The organism is Methylophaga thalassica MP, from assembly GCF_000214595.1.
Taxonomy (GTDB): domain Bacteria; phylum Pseudomonadota; class Gammaproteobacteria; order Nitrosococcales; family Methylophagaceae; genus Methylophaga; species Methylophaga thalassica.
In genome coordinates this window covers 2,176,374-2,202,778 of sequence record NZ_AFIG01000001.1, presented here as the reverse complement: position 1 = coordinate 2,202,778, position 26,405 = coordinate 2,176,374, and the positions used below count along the sequence as shown (strand labels likewise).

Annotated in this window: 24 protein-coding genes; 12 read left to right on the top strand and 12 right to left on the bottom strand. The window is 43.9% G+C overall.

Annotated elements, in window-relative coordinates; translation table 11 throughout:
* Positions 1-11 precede the first annotated feature (11 nt).
* The 4 genes from secA to MAMP_RS10375 all read left to right on the top strand — a co-directional run bounded on the left by secA (position 12) and on the right by MAMP_RS10375 (position 6,175).
* Positions 12-2,732, top strand: a complete 2,721-nt coding sequence (gene secA, locus MAMP_RS10390) for a preprotein translocase subunit SecA (protein ID WP_007145995.1) — start codon at positions 12-14, stop codon at positions 2,730-2,732.
* On the top strand, positions 2,732-3,958 hold the full coding sequence (gene argJ / locus MAMP_RS10385; RefSeq protein ID WP_007145994.1) for a bifunctional glutamate N-acetyltransferase/amino-acid acetyltransferase ArgJ: 1,227 nt from the start codon (positions 2,732-2,734) through the stop codon (positions 3,956-3,958). The genes secA and argJ overlap by 1 nt, the downstream gene beginning before the upstream one ends.
* A 13-nt stretch (positions 3,959-3,971) precedes the next feature.
* The gene (locus tag MAMP_RS10380; RefSeq protein ID WP_007145993.1) at positions 3,972-5,024 is read left to right on the top strand and encodes a DUF3549 family protein; all 1,053 of its coding nucleotides are present in this window, start codon (positions 3,972-3,974) and stop codon (positions 5,022-5,024) included.
* A 125-nt stretch (positions 5,025-5,149) separates the two neighbouring features.
* On the top strand, positions 5,150-6,175 hold the full coding sequence (locus MAMP_RS10375) for a glycosyltransferase family 9 protein (protein ID WP_007145992.1): 1,026 nt from the start codon (positions 5,150-5,152) through the stop codon (positions 6,173-6,175).
* 6 nt (positions 6,176-6,181) lie between these two features.
* Here MAMP_RS10375 and MAMP_RS10370 read toward each other — a convergent pair whose 3' ends face one another.
* From MAMP_RS10370 to MAMP_RS10345, 6 genes are all read right to left on the bottom strand, one after another.
* Positions 6,182-6,811: a MarC family protein gene (locus tag MAMP_RS10370; protein ID WP_007145991.1), complete on the bottom strand. Its 630-nt coding sequence runs from the start codon at positions 6,809-6,811 to the stop codon at positions 6,182-6,184.
* A gap of 2 nt (positions 6,812-6,813) precedes the next feature.
* The gene (locus tag MAMP_RS10365) at positions 6,814-7,368 is read right to left on the bottom strand and encodes a pyridoxamine 5'-phosphate oxidase family protein (protein WP_007145990.1); all 555 of its coding nucleotides are present in this window, start codon (positions 7,366-7,368) and stop codon (positions 6,814-6,816) included.
* 6 nt (positions 7,369-7,374) lie between these two features.
* Complete coding sequence (gene def / locus MAMP_RS10360; protein ID WP_007145989.1) at positions 7,375-7,917, bottom strand: peptide deformylase; 543 nt, start codon at positions 7,915-7,917, stop codon at positions 7,375-7,377.
* Positions 7,914-8,552 (bottom strand): 2OG-Fe(II) oxygenase, encoded by a 639-nt coding sequence (locus tag MAMP_RS10355; protein WP_007145988.1) that lies wholly within the window; start codon positions 8,550-8,552, stop codon positions 7,914-7,916. Before MAMP_RS10355 ends, def begins: the two co-directional genes overlap by 4 nt.
* A 154-nt stretch (positions 8,553-8,706) precedes the next feature.
* Positions 8,707-9,936 carry a nucleoside recognition domain-containing protein gene (locus MAMP_RS10350; RefSeq protein ID WP_007145987.1) on the bottom strand — a complete coding sequence of 410 codons (1,230 nt, stop codon included), beginning with the start codon at positions 9,934-9,936 and terminating at the stop codon, positions 8,707-8,709.
* A 109-nt stretch (positions 9,937-10,045) separates the two neighbouring features.
* Positions 10,046-11,881 (bottom strand): DEAD/DEAH box helicase, encoded by a 1,836-nt coding sequence (locus MAMP_RS10345; RefSeq protein WP_007145986.1) that lies wholly within the window; start codon positions 11,879-11,881, stop codon positions 10,046-10,048.
* Positions 11,882-12,073: 192 nt separating this feature from the next.
* On the opposite strand from MAMP_RS10345, the gene MAMP_RS10340 reads away from it, so the two are divergent.
* Together MAMP_RS10340 and MAMP_RS10335 are read left to right on the top strand one after the other, a co-directional pair.
* A complete protein-coding gene (locus MAMP_RS10340; RefSeq protein ID WP_007145985.1) occupies positions 12,074-12,283 on the top strand; it encodes a dodecin in 210 nt (69 codons plus the stop codon).
* Between the two features lie 23 nt (positions 12,284-12,306).
* A complete protein-coding gene (locus tag MAMP_RS10335; RefSeq protein ID WP_007145984.1) occupies positions 12,307-13,731 on the top strand; it encodes a dihydrolipoyl dehydrogenase in 1,425 nt (474 codons plus the stop codon).
* Between the two features lie 52 nt (positions 13,732-13,783).
* Here the strand turns inward: MAMP_RS10335 and MAMP_RS10330 are convergent, their stop codons facing one another.
* The 3 genes from MAMP_RS10330 to msrB form a co-directional block, all read right to left on the bottom strand.
* Positions 13,784-15,385 (bottom strand): ABC-F family ATPase, encoded by a 1,602-nt coding sequence (locus MAMP_RS10330; RefSeq protein ID WP_007145983.1) that lies wholly within the window; start codon positions 15,383-15,385, stop codon positions 13,784-13,786.
* Positions 15,386-15,450: 65 nt separating this feature from the next.
* Positions 15,451-15,711: a GIY-YIG nuclease family protein gene (locus MAMP_RS10325; RefSeq protein WP_007145982.1), complete on the bottom strand. Its 261-nt coding sequence runs from the start codon at positions 15,709-15,711 to the stop codon at positions 15,451-15,453.
* Positions 15,695-16,093 carry a peptide-methionine (R)-S-oxide reductase MsrB gene (gene msrB / locus MAMP_RS10320; RefSeq protein WP_007145981.1) on the bottom strand — a complete coding sequence of 133 codons (399 nt, stop codon included), beginning with the start codon at positions 16,091-16,093 and terminating at the stop codon, positions 15,695-15,697. The genes MAMP_RS10325 and msrB overlap by 17 nt, the downstream gene beginning before the upstream one ends.
* A gap of 522 nt (positions 16,094-16,615) precedes the next feature.
* Here msrB and MAMP_RS10315 point away from each other — a divergent pair.
* Together MAMP_RS10315 and MAMP_RS10310 are read left to right on the top strand one after the other, a co-directional pair.
* Positions 16,616-17,104, top strand: a complete 489-nt coding sequence (locus tag MAMP_RS10315) for a hypothetical protein (protein WP_007145980.1) — start codon at positions 16,616-16,618, stop codon at positions 17,102-17,104.
* A 329-nt stretch (positions 17,105-17,433) separates the two neighbouring features.
* On the top strand, positions 17,434-18,285 hold the full coding sequence (locus tag MAMP_RS10310) for an EF-hand domain-containing protein (protein ID WP_007145979.1): 852 nt from the start codon (positions 17,434-17,436) through the stop codon (positions 18,283-18,285).
* Between the two features lie 34 nt (positions 18,286-18,319).
* Here the strand turns inward: MAMP_RS10310 and MAMP_RS10305 are convergent, their stop codons facing one another.
* Both MAMP_RS10305 and MAMP_RS10300 read right to left on the bottom strand, forming a co-directional pair.
* Positions 18,320-19,771 (bottom strand): sensor histidine kinase, encoded by a 1,452-nt coding sequence (locus MAMP_RS10305; protein ID WP_040576279.1) that lies wholly within the window; start codon positions 19,769-19,771, stop codon positions 18,320-18,322.
* A gap of 9 nt (positions 19,772-19,780) precedes the next feature.
* The gene (locus tag MAMP_RS10300; protein ID WP_007145977.1) at positions 19,781-20,467 is read right to left on the bottom strand and encodes a response regulator transcription factor; all 687 of its coding nucleotides are present in this window, start codon (positions 20,465-20,467) and stop codon (positions 19,781-19,783) included.
* A 195-nt stretch (positions 20,468-20,662) separates the two neighbouring features.
* Between MAMP_RS10300 and MAMP_RS10295 the strand changes: the two genes are divergently transcribed.
* Positions 20,663-21,127 (top strand): Spy/CpxP family protein refolding chaperone, encoded by a 465-nt coding sequence (locus MAMP_RS10295; protein WP_007145976.1) that lies wholly within the window; start codon positions 20,663-20,665, stop codon positions 21,125-21,127.
* A gap of 70 nt (positions 21,128-21,197) precedes the next feature.
* On the opposite strand, the gene MAMP_RS10290 is transcribed toward MAMP_RS10295, so the two are convergent.
* Positions 21,198-21,692 carry a hypothetical protein gene (locus MAMP_RS10290; RefSeq protein WP_007145975.1) on the bottom strand — a complete coding sequence of 165 codons (495 nt, stop codon included), beginning with the start codon at positions 21,690-21,692 and terminating at the stop codon, positions 21,198-21,200.
* Positions 21,693-21,874: 182 nt separating this feature from the next.
* Here MAMP_RS10290 and ung point away from each other — a divergent pair, with 182 nt between their 5' ends.
* Genes ung through uup form a run of 3 tightly spaced genes read left to right on the top strand, consistent with a single transcriptional unit; the run spans position 21,875 to position 26,398 of the window.
* The gene (gene ung, locus MAMP_RS10285) at positions 21,875-22,561 is read left to right on the top strand and encodes a uracil-DNA glycosylase (RefSeq protein ID WP_007145974.1); all 687 of its coding nucleotides are present in this window, start codon (positions 21,875-21,877) and stop codon (positions 22,559-22,561) included.
* Positions 22,562-22,604: 43 nt separating this feature from the next.
* Positions 22,605-24,500, top strand: a complete 1,896-nt coding sequence (locus MAMP_RS10280; RefSeq protein WP_007145973.1) for an ATP-binding cassette domain-containing protein — start codon at positions 22,605-22,607, stop codon at positions 24,498-24,500.
* A gap of 2 nt (positions 24,501-24,502) precedes the next feature.
* A complete protein-coding gene (gene uup, locus MAMP_RS10275; RefSeq protein WP_007145972.1) occupies positions 24,503-26,398 on the top strand; it encodes an ATP-binding cassette ATPase Uup in 1,896 nt (631 codons plus the stop codon).
* Positions 26,399-26,405: the final 7 nt, after the last annotated feature.

Here is a 26,405-nt window from a genome sequence, read left to right as displayed (position 1 = left end):
AAGGCGAAAAAATGGTTAGCAAGTTTTTCAGTAAAATTTTTGGTAGTCGTAACGAGCGCGTATTAAAAAAAATGCGTAAGTACATAGATGAGATTGCCAAGTTTGAGACCGAAATAGAGCAACTTGATGACCCGGCATTACAGGCTAAAACGCAAGAATTCAAACAACGCCTTGCCGATGGACAGACTACGGATGATTTATTGACCGAAGCGTTTGCCGTGGTACGTGAAGCCAGTAAACGTGTGCTTGGCATGCGTCATTTCGATGTGCAGTTGATCGGCGGTATGGTGCTGAATGATGGCAAAGTCGCTGAGATGAAAACCGGTGAAGGTAAAACCCTGGTGGCGACACTCGCCGTCTATTTGAATGCACTTGAAGGTAAAGGTGTTCATGTCATCACAGTTAATGATTATCTGGCAAAACGTGATGCTACCCAAATGGGCAAACTGTATGGCTTTCTCGGACTGACAACTGGCGTAATTGTTGGCGGTCTGTCTAATGATGACCGACGCGAAGCCTATGCCTGTGATATTACATACGGCACCAATAATGAATTTGGCTTTGATTATCTTCGAGACAATATGGCGTTCCGTCTTGAAGAGAAGGTTCAACGAGAATTACATTTTGCTGTTATCGATGAAGTTGACTCGATCCTAATCGATGAAGCAAGAACACCGCTCATTATCTCTGGTCCCGCGGAAGACAGCTCTGAGTTATATCAGAAAATTAATACACTCATTCCAAGCCTGAGCAAACAAGAAGGTGAGGGTGATGATGTCACTGTGCCTGGTGATTTCACCCTGGATGAGAAAAATAAGCAGGTTCATTTTACTGAATCGGGTCATGAAAAAATTGAATCCATGCTGACCGATATCGGTTTGTTATCTGCTGATGCCAGTTTGTACGACGCGGCAAATATCGGCCTGATGCATCACGTAACAGCCGCACTGCGTGCACATGTGCTGTTCCAACGAGATGTCGATTATATTGTGCAAGATAATCAAATTGTGATTGTTGACGAGTTCACGGGTAGAAGTATGCCGGGCCGTCGGTGGTCTGAAGGTCTGCATCAAGCTGTTGAAGCTAAGGAAAATGTGAAGATTCAAAATGAGAATCAAACATTAGCGTCAATTACATTCCAGAACTACTTCCGTTTGTATAACAAATTGTCAGGTATGACCGGTACGGCTGATACCGAAGCTTATGAGCTTCAGTCTATTTATGGTTTGGAAGTGGTGGTTATTCCGACACATAAAGAAATGCTGCGTAAGGATGAAGCGGACCGTATTTACCTAACGGCGAAAGAAAAGTACGACGCTATTCTGGAAGATGTGAAAGATTGTGTGAAACGTGGCCAACCTGTGTTAGTGGGTACCGCATCGATTGAAAGTTCAGAATACCTTCATAGTTTGCTTAAAAAAGCCAAAATTCCGCATGAAGTGCTCAACGCGAAGTTTCACGAAAAAGAAGCGCATATTATTGCCAATGCGGGTATGCCTTCAGCGGTGACTATTGCAACAAATATGGCTGGTCGCGGTACTGATATCGTACTGGGTGGCAGCCTGGAAGCAGAATTAGAGGCGTTACCGGAAGACACCAGTGAAGAACAAAAACAAAAAATTCGTCAGGAGTGGATGAACCGTCATGAAGCTGTGTTAGCAGCAGGTGGCTTGCATATCATCGGTACAGAGCGTCATGAGTCTCGTCGTATTGATAATCAGTTGCGTGGTCGTTCTGGCCGTCAGGGTGATCCTGGTTCAACACGTTTTTACTTATCGCTTGAAGATAATTTAATGCGTATTTTTGCGTCAGAGCGTATGGCTGGTTTGATGCAGAAATTAGGTATGGAAGAGGGTGAAGCCATTGAGCATCCTTGGGTATCCCGTGCGATTGAAAATGCGCAGCGTAAAGTTGAAGGTCATAACTTTGATATTCGTAAACAGTTACTTGAGTTTGATGATGTCGCCAATGACCAGCGTAAAGTCGTTTATGAGCAACGTAATGAATTAATGGCGGCTGATGATGTGTCAGAAACCATCACATCAATGCGCAGTAGTGTAATTAATGATGTTATCAGTTTGTATATTCCGCCTAATAGCATTGATGAACAGTGGGATACTGCTGGTCTTGAAGAAGCGCTGCGTGAAGAGTTTGCTTTAGATGCGCCGGTTAGAACGTGGTTAGAACAAGATGATTCACTGCATGAAGAATCATTACGTGAACGTATCGTAGAAGAAGCTGAAAAAGCCTATAAACAGAAAGAACAGGCGGTTGGTGAAGAATTGATGCGTCATTTTGAAAAAGCCATCATGTTGCAGACGCTGGATTCGCAATGGAAAGATCATCTGGCGCAGATGGATTATTTACGTACCGGTATCAACTTACGTGGTTATGCGCAAAAAGATCCTAAGCAAGAATATAAACGTGAATCGTTCAGTCTGTTTAAAACCATGCTGGATAATATTAAACATGAAGTAATCAAGTTGATTTCACGTGTTCAGGTTCGTGCCGAAGAAGATGTGGAAGCTGTTGAAGAACAACGCCGACAAACGGCTGAAATGGAATATCAACATGAGCAGGCTCAGCAATTAGCCAGCAGTGAAGACAATCAACAAGAAGATTTAGCGGCACATCAGCCTTACACACGTGAAGGTAATAAAGTGGGACGTAATGATCCTTGCCCTTGTGGCAGTGGTAAGAAGTTTAAACAGTGTCACGGAGCGATTAGTTAATGGCAGTGAATTTGTCAGCACCTACTGCAGAAGCATTATTAGCTGTTAAAGGTATCCGGCTTGCCACAGCAAGTGCAGGAATAAAAAAGCCTGGTCGACAAGATGTTGTTTTGATTGAACTGGCCGAAGGTACACAAACAGCAGCTGTTTATACAAAAAATGCGTTTTGTGCCGCCCCTGTTATTGTGGCTAAACAACATCAAAGCAGTGAAGCGTCACGCTATTTACTGATCAATTCTGGCAATGCTAATGCCGGTACCGGGGATGTAGGCCTTTTAGCCGCAAAATCCTGTTGTCAGGCTGTCGCCGATGTAGCCAATGTCAATGAGGCCAGCGTTTTACCTTTCTCTACAGGCGTCATTGGTCAGCCGCTACCTGTTGATAAAATCAGTGCAGTATTGCCGGAAGCCTATAGTCGTTTATCTGAAGATAATTGGCTAGCTGCCGCCCAGGGCATAATGACCACTGATACCATTGCTAAAGCAAAATCTGTTCAGTTAAAGCTTGATGGCAAAACCATCACGATTACAGGCATATCAAAAGGATCCGGCATGATCCGGCCTGATATGGCCACCATGCTGGCGTATATTGCGACTGATGCCAATATTGAACCTGCAGTATTAAAGACAATGCTTAATAATGCCATGGGACAGTCATTCAATCGCATCACGGTAGATGGTGATACATCAACCAATGATGCTTGTGTATTAATGGCAACCTGCCAGGCTGGCAATGCAGAAATTAAACAAATCAGCACCGCTGAAGGTGAAACTTTGCAGGAAGCGATTACTGATGTGTGTCGTTATCTGGCTCAAGCGATTGTGCGTGACGGTGAAGGTGCCACCAAGTTTATTACCATCAATGTTGAACAAGGCCAAAGTCAGGAAGAGTGTCGTCAAGTGGCTTATACCATTGCCCATTCGCCATTAGTAAAAACCGCATCGTTTGCGTCTGATCCAAACTGGGGACGAATCCTGGCGGCCGTTGGCCGAAGTGGTCTAATAGATTTTGATTTATCAGGCGTGTCTATTTTTATTGGTGATGTCTGTATTGTTGAATCTGGTCAACCTGAGAATAGTTATACTGAAGAAAAAGGCCAGGCTGTGATGGCTGAGCCAGAAATTACTATCACGGTGAAATTGAACCGAGGTGATGCCTATGATCAAGTCTGGACCTGTGACTTTTCTTACGACTACGTAAAAATTAACGCTGAGTATCGCACCTGAATTAGAGCAAACAATGAGCGAAAATACTATTACCACCCTGAGTGAGTTTCTGGAGCAGAGTGGCGCCCATTATCGTGTCTTTGATATGGGGCGTAGAGTCACCAAACTGAGTGCTAAGAAATTTACTCGTTTTGAAGCGGCTGAAGTACCTTATCCGTATCCATTCCAACGTACCGCTCTATTTGGCATTATCTTTTGGCATCCACAATTCACAGACAGACACTATGTCTGGTTTCTCAAGTTTCCTCTCGATGAACAGGGCCTATTAATTCAGGCCGCTCGTGACGAGTTTCTGGTAATGGTGCTGGATAGGGTAGGTGAGTATTTACTCGCTGCTGCTGATGGCAAGTATATTGAAGGCGCATTAAAAGATAGTCCTTATAGCTTCAATCCACGCGAAGATCGGATGGCGGCTTTTAATGCACAGGCAACCAAAAGTCTTAGCTTAAGACCTTCGTCATTTTACGAGGCAGCATACGACTACTTTACTGGGCAGAAACCGTTTGATAGTTGGCAAGTTCTTGGCATGCAGGGCGTTGCCGATATTGCGGTGAGAACTGATGATAAAACGCTGACAAAAGCGTTAATTCAAACCTTACCCCAGCTTCCACCTCAACCCTTTCATATGCTGACTTCATTTATGGAAAATGCTGAACCAGCGAATAATATGGTTGAGGCTTTGCAGTGGCGGCTTAAAAATGAGTTAGAGCAAAATCAGCCTGATATAACTGAGGTTTGTGCTTGTCTGAGGGCTGTCTCTAATACCTCTGCTCAGGGCATGGTTGAGAGTATGGTCAAGCAGACGCTTGTGTCTGATATCAGTCGTCATATTGAAGTGTTAGCCGTGATTGCCGGTCGTTGCTGGAAAGTACTTGAGTCTTCAGAACTGTGTCAGCTATTTGTTGAAAAACTCGCTGTTAATGAAGCTGGTTATGAAGGCTTTAGCCATATACTGGCAGATTTAATGTTTATGCCTGGTATGCGTGAATTAGTGATGACAGCATTACGCAACCCAAACCGTTCAGCCGAGTTGACCCAGCAAGTGGGTACAATGTTTGGCTCTTGAGTTCTAGCATAAGATTTTTTCTGACTTACTGACGTTTCACTACTATGTACTATCAAGTACAACTTATTACACCCTATGCTCAAAGGATTGTTAGTATTAGGTTTCTTAAATGACAGAATACTAGTATGAAAATCTTATTATTAAGGATGATGGGCTTAGGTGATGTGGCTTCCATATTATTACCTGCAGCCAAGATAATGCGACAACTCTACCCTGATGCCGAGCTGGACGTGATGACATTTAATGTTGGCGCTGAACTGATGGGCTTGATGCCCGAAATTGATAAAGTGCATATGGTGACGTCAGAACAGTGGCCGTCTGAAATGCAGGAAGCCTTACCTCGCTTTATTGATTTGGCCGAATATCTTGCTTACGAAGAATACGATCAGATTATTAATCTTGATACTTGGTTTATGCCTTGTGTGCTGGCTAGATGTCTTAAAGATATGGGGCTGCCCATCGCGGGTAACTATCTGCAAATGTCGATGCAAGAGCTATTTTCATCATTGTTAACCTTTGAAATTCAACAATCATATGTTCAACAGCCATGGCAATACATAGAAAGTACCTTTCCTAATATGGCCCAGTGGTTTGAGCGTTGGTGGGATAAGCCTGAATATGCTGAAATGGCCTATCCACAGTTTTACTTAAATCAGTGTTGTCAGTTCCCTGAAACTATCGATATTTCTTTGGATAACTTTGATAAAACCGTGACTTTTCCATGCGGTGAGCGGCAAAGAGTTATTGCTTTATCGACTTCTGGACGTATTGCCAGTAAACAATATCCCTATAAGGACGAATTGAAGCGTTTACTGGAAGATGAAGGTTATTATGTGTGGAGCGAGTTTAATGGTGAAGTGAGCATGGATGTCACGCTCGGGCGTTTGGCGAAAACGGACTTATTAATTACCGTAGCAACAGCGACACAGTGGTTAGCCAGGCTGGTTGATTGTCCATCTTATATGATCACTGGCCCTTTGCCTCCATCCATTCTCGGAGCAGAAGTCTCAGCAGAGAAACATATTGATTGTCAGTATTGCGCACAAAGTAAGTGTCATTTGGATACGCCATTTGCCTGTATGGATATCAAACCAGATCTTATTGTGCAGCAGGTGAAAAACTTCTTTAATGACAAAGATAAAGTGCAATAAATTTTTTTACCCTGCCAAGGCAGGGAACAGGCCCTTTAAACCATTCGCAATAAACTCGACCGCAATAGCAGCCAGAATAAGCCCCATAATACGTGTAGCGATATTGATACCATTTGTAGACATACGGCGAGCTATCCATGGCACCAGCAATAATAAAATCCATAACAACAAACCCAGCAGGATGATATCCAGGGCGATAATACTGTAATGGGCAACGCCATGACCTTTATAAGCATTAATGATGACGGTACTGATTGCACCCGGGCCGGCAAGAAGAGGCATGGCAAGAGGAACAACAGCAATGGACTCACCTGACTGCTGGGCTAGTTCATGATTTTGTTTCAGGCCTTTACTGGTGTTATGAAGCATGCCAATACCCATCAGTAACAGCATGATGCCACCACCAACACGAAACGAGTTAATACTGATGCCAAAAAACTCTAAAATCCACTGCCCTAAAAAGGCTGTGACTAAAAGAATGGTTGTGGCAGCGATAATCACAGTCCGTGCTATTTTTGCACGCTCAGCACTGCTGTAATCTGCCGTCAGACTGATGTAAATGGGAATAATCCCTAGTGGATTAACAATGGCGATTAAGGACACCAGAAATTTTGTATATTCAGTATAGTCGAGCATGATTAGCTTAGATTCTTATCTTCAATATGTGTGGTAATACCATCAATTGTTTTGCTATTTTTTTCTCGCCAATAGTCTTCAATCCCTGTAGTCCCTTTTTTTTCAGCCCAATTATTGAGCTGCTCACGTTCACCGTTATAGTCGAAAAAAGGAACTGCCATGCCACAAGAGGTTTGGACTAAATCAATGTTCAGATCAAATATTTGTCGGGCACCTGGTAGTGGGTCAAACAAATGGAATAATTCATGCCATTCGGCATCATTTTGATGAATCACGCTGGCAGTACCATACAGACGCAAAATCATGGGCTTACCGCTAAAGGCACAGAACATAATGGTCATTCGGGGATGTTGCTGAATATGGCCTGCTGTTTCATTACCGCTGCCGGTTACATTGAGCCAAATGACTCTGTTCGGGGTCAGAACGCGAAGTGAGTCCATACCTTTTGGTGAAATATTCACACGACTATGTTCCGTCGCTGTGCCAACAAAAAAGAGATGTTGTTGCTGAATAAATTCGATTAAGCGATCAGATAACGCATCAAATTTCTGTCCCATATTCGTTTATAAGCCTTTTCTGTTTTCGACGATTTGTTTTTGCCATTCGTGTTCCATCATCACCTCATAAGTCGATTCCACCCGATCAAGAAAAACATGACCTTGCAGATGATCAAACTCATGCTGAAAAACACGGGCAAGGAAACCATCATAGCGAGTTTCAACCCATTCAGCCTGGCGGGTTTGATAACGAACGTGAATCTTAGTATGACGAGGCACTAATCCACGGATACCGGGTAGGCTAAGGCAACCTTCCCAGTCTTTTTCTTGTGTATTTGAGGTGGAAATGATTTCTGGGTTAATAACAAAAAAAGCAGGCACATCCGGCGCATGAGGATAACGGGCATTCGGATGGGATGACATGATAAAAAAACGCTGCGAAATCCCTACTTGTGGTGCGGCGATACCCATGCCGCCTTTTTCCATCACAAAATCCATCAGCTTATCCAGTTGTGACTGGAAGGCGGGATTCATAATGTCTTCAACTTTTTCAGTAGGTTGACGTAGTATCGGATGGCCTAACTGAAAAATGTCGAAAAGTTTTGTCATATTAAAGGTGCTTGCAACGGATCATGTAATCGGAACCAACCTGCAATACTGTAACGATCTCGGTAGCTTTTGACTACTTCATGTGGAAATTGCTCACTGAGAAAAATCACAAAACAGCCAAAGTTTGGGTTCACGCTTTCAATGACGGTATCTGAATCAGCTGCATAAATGAATAACTGACCACCATCAGCTTCTTGCCATTCAGGATTGAGATAGAGCACGGTGGTTAATACCCGGTTAGATTCACCTTTGAATGCATCGACATGTTTTTTATAAAAAGCCCCCGGTGCGTAATGCGCATAATGGGCTTCGTAATCAAACAAGCCCATAAACAAGCGACGGTTCATAGCCAGACGAAACTCAGCCATCTGATCGAGATAAGCTTTATCAATACTGTTGTCCAACGTTAGCCAGCGGGTTTCATCACGACGAACAGTGTTATTCAGTTGAAAGTCCTGTTCACGGCCAATACCTGCACGTTTGAAGTCATCTTCATCTAGGTTCATCACACGTTGTTGTAATGCATTATTCAAATTAGCATGGAGAAGCTGTGGCAGGACGCAATAGCCTTTATCAGCTATGGCATCAGCAATGTAATCATAGGTGGCTTCTGTGGGGTGAATTAACGGCTTCAAGCATGCAATCTCCAAACGGACAAATAAGACCAGACCGATTACTTTAGATGGAGAGCTTGGGAGTCTAATGACCGGCTGGTTCCATTGAGGTAAGGGGTTGAGCAGGCAGCAAAATTTAGCAAATTTTTGCTATTTAGGTATGATTTTTTTCTGCTTAGCCGAAAAACCAATAGGCCACAGTGATAGCCGCTAAAATGCCAGCAAAATCTGCGGCAAGTCCACAGCCAATTGCGTGGCGAATATGTTTGATACCGACCGAACCAAAATACACGGCTAATACGTAAAAAGTCGTTTCGGTGCTGCCTTGAACAATGGAAGACAGACGTCCAGCAAACGAGTCGGCACCATAGGTTTGCATGGTATCGACCATCATGGCTCTGGCACCACTGCCACTGAAGGGTTTCATTAATGCCGTGGGCAGTGCTTCTATAAAACGATCATCCAATCCCAGACTAAGCACTAGATGGCGTAATCCTTCTGCCAGCATATCCATTGCACCACTGGCCCGGAAAACACCAATGGCTACCAGCATAGCCACAAGATAGGGAATGATGGTAATGGCTGTTTCAAAACCTTCTCTCGCTCCGTCAATAAAGGCGTCATAAGCATTTACTTTTTTTATCCATGCTGCAGTAATAAAGACAATCACCAGAGAAAATAAAATTACATTACTGATTAACGATGATTGGTTCACCATGTCCTGTTGCGACAAGTTCGAAAAGTACAACAATAAAGCAAAAACGACGGCTGTGAACCCGCCAAGATAGGCCAGAACAACCCGATCCAACAGATTAATCTTCTGCACCCAGGCCACACTGAGTAATCCAACCAGGGTTGAAATATAGGTTGCGATCAGAATTGGAATAAACACATCGGTTGGGTTGGCGGCGCCCATTTGTGCCCGGTAGGTAAATATGGTGACTGGGAATAACGTCACCGCAGATGTGTTGATGACCAGAAAAAGTATTTGTGCATTACTGGCGGTATCCTTAAAAGGATTTAACGTCTGCAATTCTTTCATGGCTTTGATGCCAAGCGGGGTTGCTGCATTATCTAAGCCCAATGCATTAGCAGAAATATTCATTACCATCGCACCGATAGCGGGATGGTTTTTGGGAACATCCGGCATGAGGCGCTGGAATAATGGCGTTAGGGCATAGGTCAGTAATTGTATAAAGCCGCTGCGTTCGCCAATCTTCATAATGCCGAGCCACAAGGCAAGCACGCCGGTGAGTCCTAATGCTATTTCAAAGGCGGTTTTAGCCAGTTCAAACATGGCTTGCATCAGTTGAGTAAATATCAACTGGTCGCCCAGCACTAATAATTTAATCAGTGCGACAACAAAGGCGATAAGGAAAAAAGCCATCCAGATGATATTCAGCATAGCGCTATTGTGGCATGAGTGAATTGTTTGCGGAAGCGAGTGTGTTGAAGCAATAAAAAAAGCCCACGCATGTGTCACATACGCGGGCTCTTAATCGGTTTTTCTTAATTTAGTCGCGATTCGCTTTTCTTTGCTTTTTTGCGGCTATGGCTGGACGTTTTTTTGTTTTTGCTGGCGGTGGTCCGGCGCGGCGTGGTTTTCTTTCAGCTCTTGCTGAAGAAGTATCAGCATCTGAATCAGGCAGACTAATTTCAAGCTGTTTATTGTTGACCCAGACTTTTCTTAAATGCTGAAAAATATCTTTTGGCATACCATCTGGTAAATCAACAAGACTGTGATCCTGATTAATCGTAATACGACCAATCATGCGACTATCCATGCCAGCTTCATTGGCAATAGCGCCGACAATGTGTTTAGGCTCAACATTTTGTTCTGTACCGACTTCAATCCGGTACGTCTTCATGCCTTCTTCAGCTTGATGAGACGTTTGACGACGAGGACTACGTTCTGCTCTGGGTGGTCTTTCTGAACGCATACCACGTTCACCACGATTCGCTCTTTCAGGACGGTCACTACGCTCAGCACGCTCTCTGGGTTGCTTACGCTCTGAATGGACAACAGGAGGATTTAATGGACGCGCTTTTTGCACTTGAAAGGCTAATGCTGCAGCCATTTCAATCGGATCTGCATTATGTTCTTCCTGATACTGACGAATCAGGTTCTCAAAAAAGGCCAAATCTTGTGACTCGATAGTTTCCGTTAAGTCTTGTTTGAAAGCCATGACACGGCGATCAGCAATATCTTCGCTGCTTGGCAATTGCATGCGGGTGATGGTTTGTTTGGTCGCTTTTTCAATCGCGCCCAACATGCGTTTTTCACGTGGTGAGACAAATAAAATGGCTTCACCTTTACGACCAGCACGACCTGTTCTGCCGATACGGTGTACGTAAGATTCAGTGTCGTAAGGAATATCGTAATTGACGACATGACTCATACGCTCAATATCCAGACCACGTGCAGCCACATCGGTGGCGACCAGAATATCAATCTTGCCGGCTTTCATTCTTTCGATGGTTTTTTCACGTAAAGCCTGATTCATATCACCATTTAATGGTGAGCTGGCATAACCGCGAGCTTCAAGCTTTTCAGACAGATCAACGGTCGCATTTTTGGTACGGACAAAGATGATCATGCCATCGAAGTTTTCGACTTCCAGAATACGGGTAAGCGCATCCAGTTTATGTAAACCGGTGACTTGCCAGTAACGTTGTGTGATCGTGTCAACCGTCGATGTTTTTGACTGGATGTGGACATCCACTGGATCTTTTAAATAACGCTGAGCTACCCGATGGATCGGTTTTGGCATTGTTGCTGAGAACAGCGCAACCTGACGATTTTCTGGCGTTTCTTTCAGTATGGTTTCAACATCATCAATAAAACCCATGCGCAGCATTTCATCAGCTTCGTCCAGCACAAGTGCTTTCAGATCTTCGAGTGGTAATTTGCCACGACGGATCAAATCAAGAATACGACCAGGCGTGCCGACGATAACCTGTGGGCTACGTTGTAACTGGCGTAGTTGAATCCCCATGCTTTGACCACCGTAAACGGGTAAAACATGGAAATTTTTCATATGGCGGCCGTAGCCTTGCATCGCTTCTGCGACTTGAATAGCTAACTCACGTGTTGGGGTGAGTACCAGAATTTGAGGTGTTTTTTGACGGTCATTCAAACGACTTAATAGCGGCAGAGAAAACGCGGCAGTTTTACCTGTACCGGTTTGGGCCTGGCCCAGTAAATCACGACCTTCTAATAAAGGCGTAATACTTTGTGCTTGAATGGGTGACGGTGTTTCGTAACCGGCTTCTTTGATTGCTTTGACAATAGCGGGAGCGATACCCAACTCACTAAATGAGGGGATCGAGTCAAGTTGTTCTGTGGACATGCAAAAACCTGTGAATGTCAGTTTTGAACGCAAAACTGAGGAGCGGGATGATAAACAGCATATTATACAATCCTGAACAAGCAAAAGATAGAAAAATCATTTGTTTAATGTGATATGGCGCATTTCTGGTAATGTCAGGTTTTAGGTTTTATGATGGCTTAGAACGTTATCTATCACAGAAAGGAGCGAGAGATGAGTGAACATACATACAAACTGATTGAGTTAACCGGTAGTTCCAGTGAAAGTTCAGATCAGGCTATTCAAAATGCTATCAAAAAAGCTGGCGAAACCGTCAAGCATATGCACTGGTTTGAAGTGATTGAAACACGTGGCTATATTGAAAACGATGGTGTGAAATACTGGCAGGTCACGATCAAAGTCGGATTTAGAATCGAAGATTAAACATTGCTCCAAAAAGGATAATCATGACACAAGCAACCCAGACCGATGTCATTATCATTGGGGCAGGTACGGCCGGCTTAGCAGCCCTCAAACAAGTACAGAAAGAGACTGATAATTTTTTGTTAATTAACGAAGGCGAGTACGGCACTACCTGTGCCCGAGTCGGCTGTATGCCATCCAAGCTGCTTATCGAAGCGGCCAATGCGTATCATCATCGTCATACTTTTGCTGAGTTCGGTATTCAACACGCCGATCAACTGACGATTGATATCGCTGCTGTATTCGAGCGGGTTCGTCATCTGCGAGATTATTTTGTATCAAGCACATTATCATCCATTCGTGATATTGAAGATAAGGTCATTACCGGACGCGCCTGTCTTAAGGGGCCGAACACGATCAGTGTTAATGATCAGTTAATCACCACAAAAAAAATAATCATCGCTACGGGTTCCAGACCGATAGTGCCGGCTGACTGGGAACAGATAGGCAACAAAAAAATACTGACAACAAATACCTTGTTTGAACAAAAAAACTTAAAACCCAGAATGGCGGTGATAGGTCTCGGGGCAATCGGTATTGAAATGGCGCAGGCTTTGTCACGATTAGGCATCAAAGTGACCGCCTTTGGCGCAGAATCTTTATTGGCAGGACTAACAGATAAAAAGGTCAGTGATGTGCTAAAGCAAGCTTTGGCTGAAGAGTTTGATATTTTCACTGAGGCCAAGGCCGATCTTATTGAGACGGAAACTGGTGTGAAAGTGGTTAGTGAGCATAATGAAGTCGAGGTGGATCAGGTTTTGGTCGCTGTAGGTCGTCGCCCTAACCTAGATGGGATGGGATTGAATACGCTGGATGTGAGTCTTGACGACAAAGGCATGCCAGAAATTAACCCAAATTCAACGCAAGTTGAGGGAACGGCTGTCTTTATTGCCGGTGATGCCGGTGCGAATAAAATGCTGTTGCATGAAGTTGCCGATGAGGGCCGCATAGCGGGTCATAATGTTGTGAGCGACGGTATCAATGCCTATTGTCGACGAACTCCTTTAAGTGTGGTGTTCAGTGAGCCGGGAGCTGCGGTCGTTGGTTTATCTCATGCTGAGCTTGAAGAGCAGAATATCGTGATTGGTGAAGTGGATTATGCTGATCAGGGAAGGGCACGGGCGGCACAACGTAATAAGGGATTGATGCGAATATACCTGGATAAAGAGTCTGGCAAGCTTCTTGGTGCTGAAATGGCCTGTCCTGCCGCAGAACATATGGCACATACCTTGGCTTTAGCAATCAGTCAGGAACTGACGGCAACTCAGGTGCTGGCGATGCCGATTTATCATCCGGTGCTGGAAGAGGGAATGCGGACGGCCTTGCGACACGCGAATAAACAATTACAAGCTTCACATGGCTTTGATTTATCGCGCTGTGATGCTTTTCAGGCAGAAGCCTTGGATTAAAGTTAAGTTTAGCTGAGGCATTAGCGCCTCAGCTGAACTGAATATGAACTAACTAGTTGGTGACACCGAGGCTTTTCAGGTATTCATCATAGCTGCCGCGGAAATCGGTGATGCCATCGGCTTCCATATCAAACACACGTGTTGCTAATGAAGAGACAAATTCACGATCATGGCTGACAAAAATCAGTGTGCCTTCAAACTGTTCCAATGCCATATTTAACGATTCAATCGATTCCATATCCATATGGTTAGTAGGTTCGTCCATGACCAGGATGTTAGGTCGTTGCAAAATCAATTTACCGAATAACATACGACCTTTTTCACCACCGGATAAGACGTTGGCTTTTTTATCAATGCTGTGACCAGAAAAAAGTAAACGACCTAACGTGCCTCTGATGACTTGTTCATCATCTTCTGGACCTGCCCATTGAGACATCCATTCAAACAGTGTCAAATCGTCTTTAAACAGGTGATCATGATCTTGTGCGTAATAACCAATATTGGCATTTTCTGACCATTTTACTTCACCGGCTTTAGGTGGCAGCTCACCTACCAGTGTTTTGACTAAACTGGTTTTACCAATACCGTTGGGTCCGATGATCGCAATTTTTTCACCGACTTCTGTCATGAAACTAAAGTCTTTAAACAACGAGGATTCATCCGATTCATAGAACTGGGTGATTTTGCTGACTTCTAAGGCATTACGGAATAATTTCTTTTCCTGATCAAAACGAATAAAGGGATTGACCCGGCTGGAAGGTTTGATATCTTCCAGCTGGATTTTTTCCATTTGTTTCTGGCGAGATGTCGCTTGTTTGGCTTTGGATGCGTTTGCTGAGAAGCGAGCGACAAAGCCTTGTAGTTCTTTTATCTGGGCTTTTTTCTTGGCGTTATCAGCCATCAGACGTTCGCGGGCCTGTGTTGATGCCAGCATATATTCATCATAATTACCCGGGTAGATTCGCAGCTCACCATAATCCATATCGGCCATATGCGTACAAATACTGTTCAGGAAATGGCGGTCATGCGAAATAATAATCATGGTGCTGTTACGCTGATTAAGGGTATCTTCCAACCAACGGATAGTATTGATGTCCAAGTGGTTAGTCGGCTCATCCAACAGCATGATGTCTGGGTCGGCAAACAGCACCTGGGCCAGCAAAATACGTAACTTCCAACCCGGTGCGACTTCACTCATCGGACCGTAGTGTTGTTCGACAGGAATGCCGACACCTAATAACAGTTCGCCTGCACGGGACTCAGCGGTATAGCCATCCATCTCAGCATATTGGCCTTCCAGTTCGGCTACTTTGAGGCCATCTTCTTCGCTCATTTCTGGCAGGTTGTAGATACGGTCACGTTCAATATGGACTTCATACAGTTCAGGTTGGCCCATGATCACCACATCGATGACGCGTTCATTTTCGTAGGCAAACTGATCCTGCTTTAATATAGCAAAGGACTCATTCACATCACGCATCACGTTGCCTGATGTTGGCTCCAGTTGTTTAGCAAGAATTTTCATAAAGGTGGATTTACCACAACCATTAGCGCCAATAAGACCATAACGGTTGCCGTCGCCAAATTTGACGGACACATTTTCAAATAGGGGTTTGGCACCAAATTGCATGGTGATATTTGCGGTACTAAGCAAGGGAATATCCTGTTATTTAAGTGCGACGAGAATGACGCTGAAAAAAAGTGCCATTATACAGATTGTTAGCGTGAAGCGATAAGGGCTAATTTCGCCTGACGACTTAGTTTTTTTATGGCTGCTTCGCGTTTGGAGGCTGTGCTCCTATCAGGGTGGGTTTCCTGATAGACAATTTTTTTTGCCTGACTGGTATGAAAGAACCTGGCGCCGCCTTTGCCTTGCTGATGTTGCTGAAAGCGGCGGGAAATATCGGTGGTGATGCCGGTATAAAGATGACCGTTCTCCGCTTCGATAATATAAACCGTCCAGTCAGTTTTTGTCGTCAAAATCGAGAGCGACCGAATTAATACAATAACGCAGCCCTGTCGGAGCCGGTCCATCATCAAAGATATGACCTAAATGTGCGTCGCAGGACTGACAGCGTACTTCTGTACGATCCATACCATGACTGTGATCTGCCAGATGATTCACCACACCATGCGATATCTGTGCAGAAAAACTTGGCCAGCCACAACCTGAATCAAATTTATTGTCGGATGAAAATAAAGGCTGCTTACAACATATACATCGGTATACACCTTCATCATCATGATCGACGTAGATGCCAGAAAATGCGGGCTCGGTTCCAGATTGACGAGTCACATAAAACTGCTCTTCACTGAGTTCTTGCCGCCACTCAGCATCGGATTTTAGAAGTTTGTTGGGCATTTTATTTTTGAAGTCGTACCTACGAAGCTGACTATTGTAGGCAAAACATGCTGAAAAATCAGCCTAACTGAATTTTTTGAAGAAGGGGGAGTGAAATCAGAGAAAAAAAAGTTGCCAGCCGAAAGACTGGCAACAAACTCGGTTTTCAGATTTAAGAGAGAGGGAGCAGGTCAGTCTTTGTTAATACAAATTCCTATCAACTCCATCGGTTACAAATGATAATGATTATTATTTAAATTATCAAGTATTTGTTGGATTAATTTTCTGCTATCAGTTTTTTATAATAAATTCATGTTGTTACTATGAATCTTGGCAGGTTTTATTTGAGTGCCCGATTAAATTATCGATCAATTTTGCGTTTTATGAATTAGTTTGCCTGGTAGCGTTATGGTCTTTACATGCTTTTACATAGGTTTACTTTTTTCTATCTATTATCAATGAGTTAAAAGAAATATAGTGTTGGCTAAATTGGTGGCATAGCTGGAAGACTATCGTCATCCTTTGATTGATAAGGGTGGAGTTATGACTATAAATGGTACATCTAACAGTCTGAAGTCTCAGTACACACGACAGTCGAATATTACTGAGAAGGCCAATGCTATTTATAAAAAGTTGAATGAAGGTGAACAAAATTTTCTCGATAAAGACACCGTAGAAAAAGCGCTCCAGGATATTTCTGTTATTGAGTTAAGAAACCAGGAACAATTTTCTTTGGATAGTTCTACTCCAGAATCTATAGATAGCCAAAAACAAACATCAACGAGTCAATACGAGCTGGCCGCTGAACTTGCTATACGATTGAAGGGAAATGAAAACCAGATCGGAAAACAGCAACGACCTCTGAATTTGAGTATAGATGACAGCGGTGTCTTAGTGCGAACGGTGATGAAAGATGACTCAGCTGATAAGGACAAAAAGACGAATTCGTCGTCAAACAATAGAACTGAAGGTTACCGGCAAGCATTTAATGCTATAGACAATAATCAGCCACACATCACGATTATTGCATAGTGACAATTTTCATCCTATTCCCCTGACAAAGATTCAATTGTGTTTGTCAGGGGTTTTTTGTTTAAAATCAGTTTATTAGATGGCGGCAATTATTGCCGTCATCTATATCTACATATCATGAAACTATGATCAAGTTTGTTTTTGATATTTAAAATGTTTTGCGATAATCATTGCCATATTCTTTTTTACAAAAATTTACACATATTTAACTTAACTTTACTGGCTAAACCCTTTAATACCAAGGCCTGTGGCCGATATATTGCTCAATAGGCCTTGTAGTTCTTTATTTATTTAGAGCTACTTTTGTTTTTAACATAAGGAAATATGTGATGAGTATTAACGGGATAAGTGCCAGTAATGGCAGTATGCTGTACTCGTATCTGAACAATCTGAAAAAGTCGGGTTCATCAGGTTCAGACGAGTCTTCTCTGTTACAAACAGCATTGAGTACTGCAAGCTCAACATTATCATCTACAAGTATTGGATCAGGTTCTTACGAAAGTGGATTGGCGGCGAATGAGACTGGGGTACGAGCCAGAATGCCTCCACCACCTGAAGAAGATAATGGTTTTAGCCAATCTCAATTATCTGAAATGGCATCTGATGACTCGCCTATGAGCGAATTATTCAGCGCATTGGCGGATAATTTTGATGAAGCCGATATGGATAGTGATGGTGTTATTACGCGTGATGAAGCCATGAGTTTTGCTGAAGCCAATGATATCGATGTAGCACCGCCACCAGGTGAACAGGGACCAGTAGCAATGGCAGAACAGGGGCTGACACAAGGTCAGCTTTCCGAGATGTCATCTGAAGATTCACCAATGAGTAGCCTGTTTAGTGCATTAGCCGAAAATTTCGATGAAGCTGATGCCAATGAAGACGGTGTTGTCAGTCAAGCTGAGGCAATGGCTTACGCAAAAGATAATGACATTGCTATGCCTGTGCCACCTCAAGGTGGTGGTGCAATGTCTGACGAAGGTCTGACACAGAAGCAGTTATCTGATATGTCATCTGAAGAGTCACCGCTGAGTGATCTATTCAGTGCTCTGGCAGATAATTTTGAGAATGCAGATGCTGATGGTGATGGCGTTGTGACACAAAGTGAGGTGATGGAATATGCCAAGCTGAATGACATGAGCTATCTTGAGCGTGAACCAGCATTATCTGTTTCCGCTTAACTAACTGTAACCACTCCGATGATCATCGGAGTGGTTATTTCTTATAAGGTAAATTGACTTCGACACGAAGTCCGCCATTTTCTCTATTAGATGCTTTTATTTCACCGCCATGTGTATCAATGGCACGGTAGGCAATAGCTAATCCTAACCCAATGCTATCGTTTCGCTCAGTCAGGTGACCACGGAAGAATGGTTTAAATATGGATTCTAAATCCGCTTCAGCAACGCCCGGACCATTATCTTCAATTACTATAGATAGGCGGTGTTTTTCACTATCTGTCGATACTGTCAGTTTAACTTCGGAATTTAACGGGGAGAACTTGATGGCATTTCGCAGAATATTTTCAATAGCACGATGAATTAATTCACTTCGTACTGTGATAAAGATATCTTCAATGGCTGAGTAATGAATCTTGATTTCTTTACTACTTGCTTCAAAGCGTGCATCACTGATGATTTCGTTAAGAAGATCATTCAAGCAAATTTCGGTTTGTACATTATCTGTGACCCCTGTTTCTAAACGAGATAAGACGAGTAGCTCGCCGACCAGATCACTCATCCGTTGTGATTCACGTTCAATACGCTTCAGTATTTCATGGGTTTTTTCTGGTTGTTGTTCGGCGATACCTATTGCCGCTTGCATGCGAGCTAATGGGGAGCGAAGTTCATGGGATACGTCATGCAGCAGGCGTTGTTGTGCTGACATCAGATGCCCAATTTTTCCGGCCATATCATCAAAATTTTTGCCCAACTCCACCAATTCATCGCGGCGCCGTCCCATTTTTTCACCAATACGAGTCTGCAATTGGCCTTCGGCAAGTTTTGCAAATGACTGGCGCAATAAACCAATGGGTTTGGTGAAGTACCAGGCTAATAAAGCACTAAAAAAGATAGCGGCAATTAACCCTGAACCAATCAATAATATTAAAGGATAGGGGACGGCCTCATTGGGTGGTGGAGGCAGATGCATGGCTTCAAATGGTGGTGAAGGAAAAGGTTCATTTAGCATTGGCGCTGGTCCAAACTCACGTCGTTCATGAGGTGGACCAATAAATAATGTTTCGGAAATCCCTCTCTTCATCGGTGAGAAAAGGAGTAATGAATGGCCTTCATTATCGGTGACATAACGGATCGCTAATGGAAACTCTCCTTGCAGAAATAAGGCTCTCGCATAAGCAACAACTTTGGGATCGATTGAGCGACCAAGGATTTCATTGCCATTATCATTGATGGCATACACTTTAGGAAACGGGGCTTGTTGGGCTTTTTCCAGAAACGTGATTAGCGCAGCCTCGCCGCCATAACTAAAGATATCTGCTGCAACGGACACAAACGCGTGCGCATGGACATCAATTTCAGGATCGGTTTTATTTGCCTGATCTTGAATAGATTTATGGTGTAACCAGACGACAGTGCCAACGCTGATACCAGCAACTAAAAGTGCTAGCCAGAATACGATAAAGAATTTCCAGAATAATTTACTCATTCTCATCAGTTAGTCTCGAATGAACTGATAACCCTTACCACGAATGGTTTGGATATACGATTGTCCATCCTGCTGATTTCCCAGTTTTTGACGAATACTACTCATATGCACATCAATACTGCGGTCAAATCTGACTAAAGGCCGACCTAAAGCGCGCTGAGAGAGTTCGTCTTTGCTGACAACATGGCCTGCTTTACGGACTAAAGTTTCGAGTAAATTAAATTCAGTACTGGTAAGGTCAAGCGGTTTATCAAACCATAAAACCTGACGTTTTTGAGCGCTTAATTGCAAGGGACCTATCTGAATATCCTGAGTCTGCATATCGACCATCAGAGCATCCATTCGACGCAGAATGGCGCGAATTCGGGCAACGAGTTCTCTTGGCGTACAAGGTTTTGGCACATAGTCATCAGCGCCAGATTCTAATCCAATAATTCGATCAATATCATCGCCCTTGGCTGTAAACATCAGTACCGGTATCAAACTTTTTTGACGAATTTGTAACAGTATTTCTGTCCCGGTAATGTCCGGTAACATCATATCCAGAATGATTAAATCGTAATCACCTGTTAATGCCATTTCTAAACCCGCTTTGCCTGTCAAGCTGGCACTGACCTGAAATTGCTCTTGTTGTAAATATTCCTGGAATAGTTCAACCAGTTCAGCATCATCATCAATGATGAGTACATTAGCCACATTAAGCTCCTTATGCTATTGATGTTGTCATGATAGTGCTTACTTGTTGTCTGCTCCAGAGTTAAACGACTATCTTTACTCGTTTTTACCTTTGGCTAACCCTCATTAACATCCAGATGCCGGATACTACATCCTAAGTTTAGAGCCTAAATAGGCCTAAAGAATAAAGACCTGGTTTGTATATGGAGGTAGCTAATGAAGAAGCTAATGTTTTTGATAATGTTATTACCAATAGTGGCTATCGCCAATCCGATGATGGATAGAGATGTTTCGCCACCACATAGTGATAATAAAATGCCATCACCGTCGATGCATATGTTACCTAAACCTGATGATGTAGGCTTTTTCTTACATGACCTCAATTTAACGACGGCACAGAATGCCAAAATACTGATCTTATTGGAAAAAGAACGTGATTTGATGGAGGAAGATCGGGATGAAGCGCGTAAAGTCAGACGCGATATAGAGGAAATGACACTCTCGGATGATTTTGATAAGGAAAAACTGGAAAAGTTAATTGATAAGTCCCTGAAGCTTCATAAGCGTTATGCACTCAAAAAAGCCGAATTTTCCCATGAGCTTTATGCGGTTCTGGATAAGCAGCAACGACAGGCTTTAAAACTTAAGATGTTGAGTTTTAATACGCCATTCCCCGGTTAATTAAAGAATATGCACGGCTCTCCCCGACCAATCCTCTCTCCCATCCCAGTGATGGGGAGAGCTGCTGCATTTATTTCAGTTTGGAGAGTTGGGTCAAGGCATAGCCCTGATGATATCCCTTGGCGCGGATATTAAAGTAGTACTGACAATACGCTGAGAAATTATGTGGCGTGCCTTCGGTCGGTAAATGAGTAAACATATCAATCAGACTGACAGCGCTTTCTTCGATCCCAATTTCTAATAACATGTCTTCTAGCTGAACTGCTCGGTTAGCAATCATACGTGGGCTCTCACGGAAGTGATGTGAGGCATGCTGTAAAATCTCAATCCGATGTTCACGATCGGTCACTTCACCTCTTAATGCCGCTGCACTACGAAGAATCAACCAGTCTTCAGGCGCAAGACTATCATAGGGTTCCAGCCATTGAGGAATATCGTCTTTTTCTATGGGGGATGGCACCGTGCTGTCAGATGCGGTGAGATCATATTCTTCCTCATTGTCACCACAGGCGCTTAACAGACTAATAAAAAGAAGGCAGAGAATAAACCGGATACGTGTTTTCACTTCTGAACACCATGTATGTGACTAAATACTCGTAGGCTAGCATCAGAGTAAACATCACCCTATCGGATATTCTCCTGATTTATTTTAGGAAATTTTTCCAGCGGGTGATTTTATGCCCCGGATTTGGCTATTCAATAAACGGATTCGGTATCATAGTTCTGATTTTCTAGTAGGGAATAAACATGGTTCTGGAACACGCGCCAAGTTGGCAGGCCGTCCTGGCTGCAGAGTTTAATGCACCTTATATGCAAGACTTGAAAGCTTTTCTGCGTCAGGAGAAAGACCAGCAGAAGAAAATTTACCCTCATTCTGCGGATTGGTTTCATGCTCTGGAAACGACGCCGCTTGATGAGGTTAAAGTCGTTATCCTGGGCCAGGACCCGTATCATCAGCCTGGACAAGCGCATGGTTTATGCTTTTCCGTCAAACCTGGCGTCAAAGTGCCGCCATCGCTGGTCAATATTTATAAAGAGCTGGAATCCGATCTGGGTGTGACCCCTGTTAAACACGGTTATCTGGAATCATGGGCGAAGCAGGGCGTATTGTTACTCAACGCCGTATTAACTGTAGAAGATTCAAATGCTAACGCACATCAGGGAAAAGGCTGGGAACAGTTTACGGATAAAGTGATCGAAACTATTAATGAGCGGTGTGAGCATGTCGTGTTTATGTTGTGGGGCAGTTATGCACAGAAAAAAGGCAGCGTGATTGACCTGCAGAGACATTTGGTTCTAAAAGCTCCGCATCCTTCGCCTTTATCAGCGCATCGTGGCTTTCTCGGGTGTCGTCATTTTAGTCAGGCGAATGATTATCTTGTCCAGCACGGGAAATCACCGATTAACTGGCAATTACCAGACACGGTGTCATAAGAAATTCTGCTAGACCGGCCCCGGCCTTGATACAATTCGCGCCATGATAAAGTTCAATCAAGTCTCTCTCCGTCGTGGCACTCAATTACTGTTTGAATCGGCCAATCTTATTGTTCATCCCGGACAACGTGTGGGTTTGACCGGTGCAAACGGTACCGGTAAATCCAGTTTATTTGCGATGTTACGGCAACAACTTCATGCGGATACCGGTGAAGTATCGATTCCTGATGTCTGGACCATTGCGCATGTGGCTCAGGAAACACCGGCTGTAAACACGTCTGCACTGGACTACGTGCTGGAAGGCGATGCCGAATTAACTGAGTTGAACCAACAGCTGGCTGACGCAGAAGCGAATCATGATGGTCACTTAGTGGGTGTATTACATGATAAGTTGGCGGCAATTGATGCCTACACGGCTAATAGTCGGGCAGGAAAATTGTTGCATGGTCTGGGGTTTACCGCTGAGCAGGAAAGCTGGCCAGTGAATGCGTTCTCCGGTGGCTGGCGGATGCGGCTCAATCTGGCGCAGGCATTAATGTGTCGCTCTGATCTTTTATTATTGGATGAGCCCACCAATCACCTTGATTTGGAAGCGGTATATTGGCTGGAAGAATGGTTACGTGCTTATCCCGGCACATTAATTGTGATTTCGCATGATCGCGATTTTCTCGATCGCGTGGTCACCCACATCGCACATATCGAACAACAGCGAGTGAAACTTTATACGGGTAGCTATTCTGATTTCGAGCTGGCTCGTGCCGAGCATCTGGCCAATCAACAAGCGGCTCACCAAAAGCAACAACGCGAAATTGCCCATATGCGCAGTTTTGTGACACGTTTTAAAGCAAAGGCAACCAAAGCCCGACAAGCTCAAAGTCGTATTAAAGCCCTGGAACGTATGGAGTTAATCGCCCCAGCTCATGTGGATTCACCGTTTCATTTTGAATTTTTTCCACCAAGTCGCCTCGCTACACCTTTATTAGATTTAGATAAAGCCTCAGTAGGTTATGATGAAAACAAGCCACTGATCAGTAATATTAAAATGCGTCTGGCACCTGGAGACCGAATCGGTCTGTTGGGGCCGAATGGGGCGGGTAAGTCGACACTGATTAAACTGATTGCCGGTGTATTGGAGCCCCTGAGTGGTAAACGTAAAGAAGGCAAAGATATTCGCATTGGCTATTTTGCCCAGCATCAACTGGAACAACTTCGACCAGATGACAGTCCGTTAAAACATATTCAACGATTGAATAAGCTGGCTTCAGAACAGGAATGCCGAAACTTTCTCGGTGGTTTTGGTTTTCATGGTGACAAAGCATTAGAACCTGTAGCCCCTTTTTCGGGTGGTGAAAAAGCCAGGTTGGTACTCGCTATTCTGGTCTATCAGAAACCTGCTGTGTTGTTACTGGATGAACCGACCAATCACCTTGATCTGGAAATGCGTTTAGCCTTAACGGTCGCTTTGCAGGATTTTGAAGGTGCGCTGGTTGTTGTCTCGCATGACAGACATTTGCTACGTACGGTGACTGATGATTTATGGCTGGTGTCTAATGGACAAGCGACAGTGTTTGATGGTGATTTGGATGATTATCGTCAGTGGTTGTTGAATAAAGATAAACCTGAAAAAACCACAGAATCATCGTCTGCTGTGAACAATAAAAAGCAGGACAGACAAAATGCCGCCCAACAGCGGCAAAAGCTACAGCCATTACGAAATAGCGTGAAAAAAGCGGAACAGCAGATGGATAAGCTTAATGAAGCTCTGTCCTCATTGGAAATGCAGCTTGCCGATACAGCACTTTATACCGATGCCAATAAAGATAAGTTAAAACACTTATTACAACAGCAGGCGGATCTTAAAACACAGCTGGAACAGACCGAAATGCAGTGGTTTGATGCCAGCGAACAATTAGAAGCAGCTCAAGCTGCTGAGGAATAACCGTGGCATTACTGTCATTAAAACAAATTACCGTCAGTTTCGGCGGCCCGAATTTATTAAATAAAGTCGATTTTCAATTAGATCGTGGTGAACGTGTCTGTTTAGTCGGACGCAATGGTGCTGGCAAATCGACACTGATGAAATTAATTGCCGGCGAAGTCACTGCTGACTCTGGTGAAATGGTCGGTATTCAGGATTTGGTCATTTCACGACTGGAGCAGGAAGTCCCGAGTGGTACGCATGGCAAAGTATTTGATGTGGTGGCAGCGGGTTTAGGTCAGTTAGCGCCTCTGCTGGTGGAATATCACGATATTATTCATCAACTACAAACAGACAGCTCACAGGCTCTGTTAGATAAACTGGAAAAAGCGCAGCATAAAATTGAAGCGGCTGATGGCTGGTCTTTAGAGCAGCGTGTCGAAACTGTCATTTCCAAATTATCGCTGGATGCAGATACCGAGTTTGATAGCTTATCCGGCGGGAAGAAACGTCGTGTTTTACTGGCACAGGCATTGGTCAAACAGCCAGACATTCTCTTACTTGATGAGCCGACTAACCATCTGGATATTGAATCGATCACCTGGCTTGAGGGCTTTTTGAAAAGCTATGGCGGCACCGTGCTGTTTATCACCCATGATCGAACATTTTTACAGGCTCTGGCTACACGCATTGTGCAATTGGATCGTGGCAATCTGGTCAGCTTCCCCGGTGATTATGAAAACTACCTGAAAAAACGCGAAGAATTGCTGGCGGCTGAGGCGGAGCAAAATGCCCAATTTGATAAAAAACTGGCTCAGGAAGAAGTGTGGATACGTCAGGGTATCAAAGCGCGTCGTACACGTAATGAGGGTCGTGTCAGAGCATTGGAAGCCTTACGTAAAGAGCGTAGTCAACGACGTGAACGTCAGGGAACAGCCAACATTCAGTTACAAGAATCTGACAGAAGCGGCAAGCTGGTATTAGAAGCCGAGCATATTAGCCAGAGTTACGACGGTAAAATGCTGTTTGAAGATTTTTCTATTGTTATTCAGCGTGGTGATCGTATTGGCATTATCGGTCCGAATGGCTGCGGTAAAAGTACACTGTTATCCATTTTATTGAAACGGATCGAACCTGAGCATGGCTCAGTGAAATTAGGTACTAATCTGGACATTGCCTTTTTTGATCAATTACGCAGTCAGCTTAATGAAGAAGAATCGGTGGTTGAGAATGTCGGGCAGGGCAGTGATCACGTCGAAATTAATGGTAGTCGTAAACATATCATTGGTTATCTGCAGGATTTTCTGTTTACGCCTGACAGAGCACGCACACCGGTGAAAGCATTATCCGGTGGTGAAAGAAACCGGCTCTTGTTGGCGAAACTGTTTACACAACCAGCTAACTTATTGGTGATGGACGAACCGACCAATGACTTGGACGCTGAAACATTGGAACTACTGGAAGATTTATTACTGAATTACTCTGGTACCTTACTGTTAGTGAGCCATGACCGTTCATTTATCAATAATGTCGTGACCAGCAGTATTGTGTTTGATACGGATGGTCAGCTCCGTGAGTATGTCGGTGGTTATGATGACTGGTTAAGGCAGCGTGCGGATACTCAAAAGAGCAATCCCAAGCCGGCAGCTAAAACAACTGCAGAAAAGCCGGCTAATAAGCCTGCAAAAAAATCCACGTTGACCTATCAGGAGAAGTTAGACCTGGAAGCCTTGCCAGCCATTATTGAAAAGCTGGAAATGGAACAGGAAACCTTAACCGCAAAGATGTCTGAACCGGATTTTTATCAGCAGGACCCCAAAAAAGTCAGTCAGGTACAGCAAGCGCTGTCTGAATTAGAAGCCAAAATGGCAGAAGCCTTTGAGCGTTGGGAGCTGTTGGAAGAAAAGGCCAACAGCTAGTCCCGAA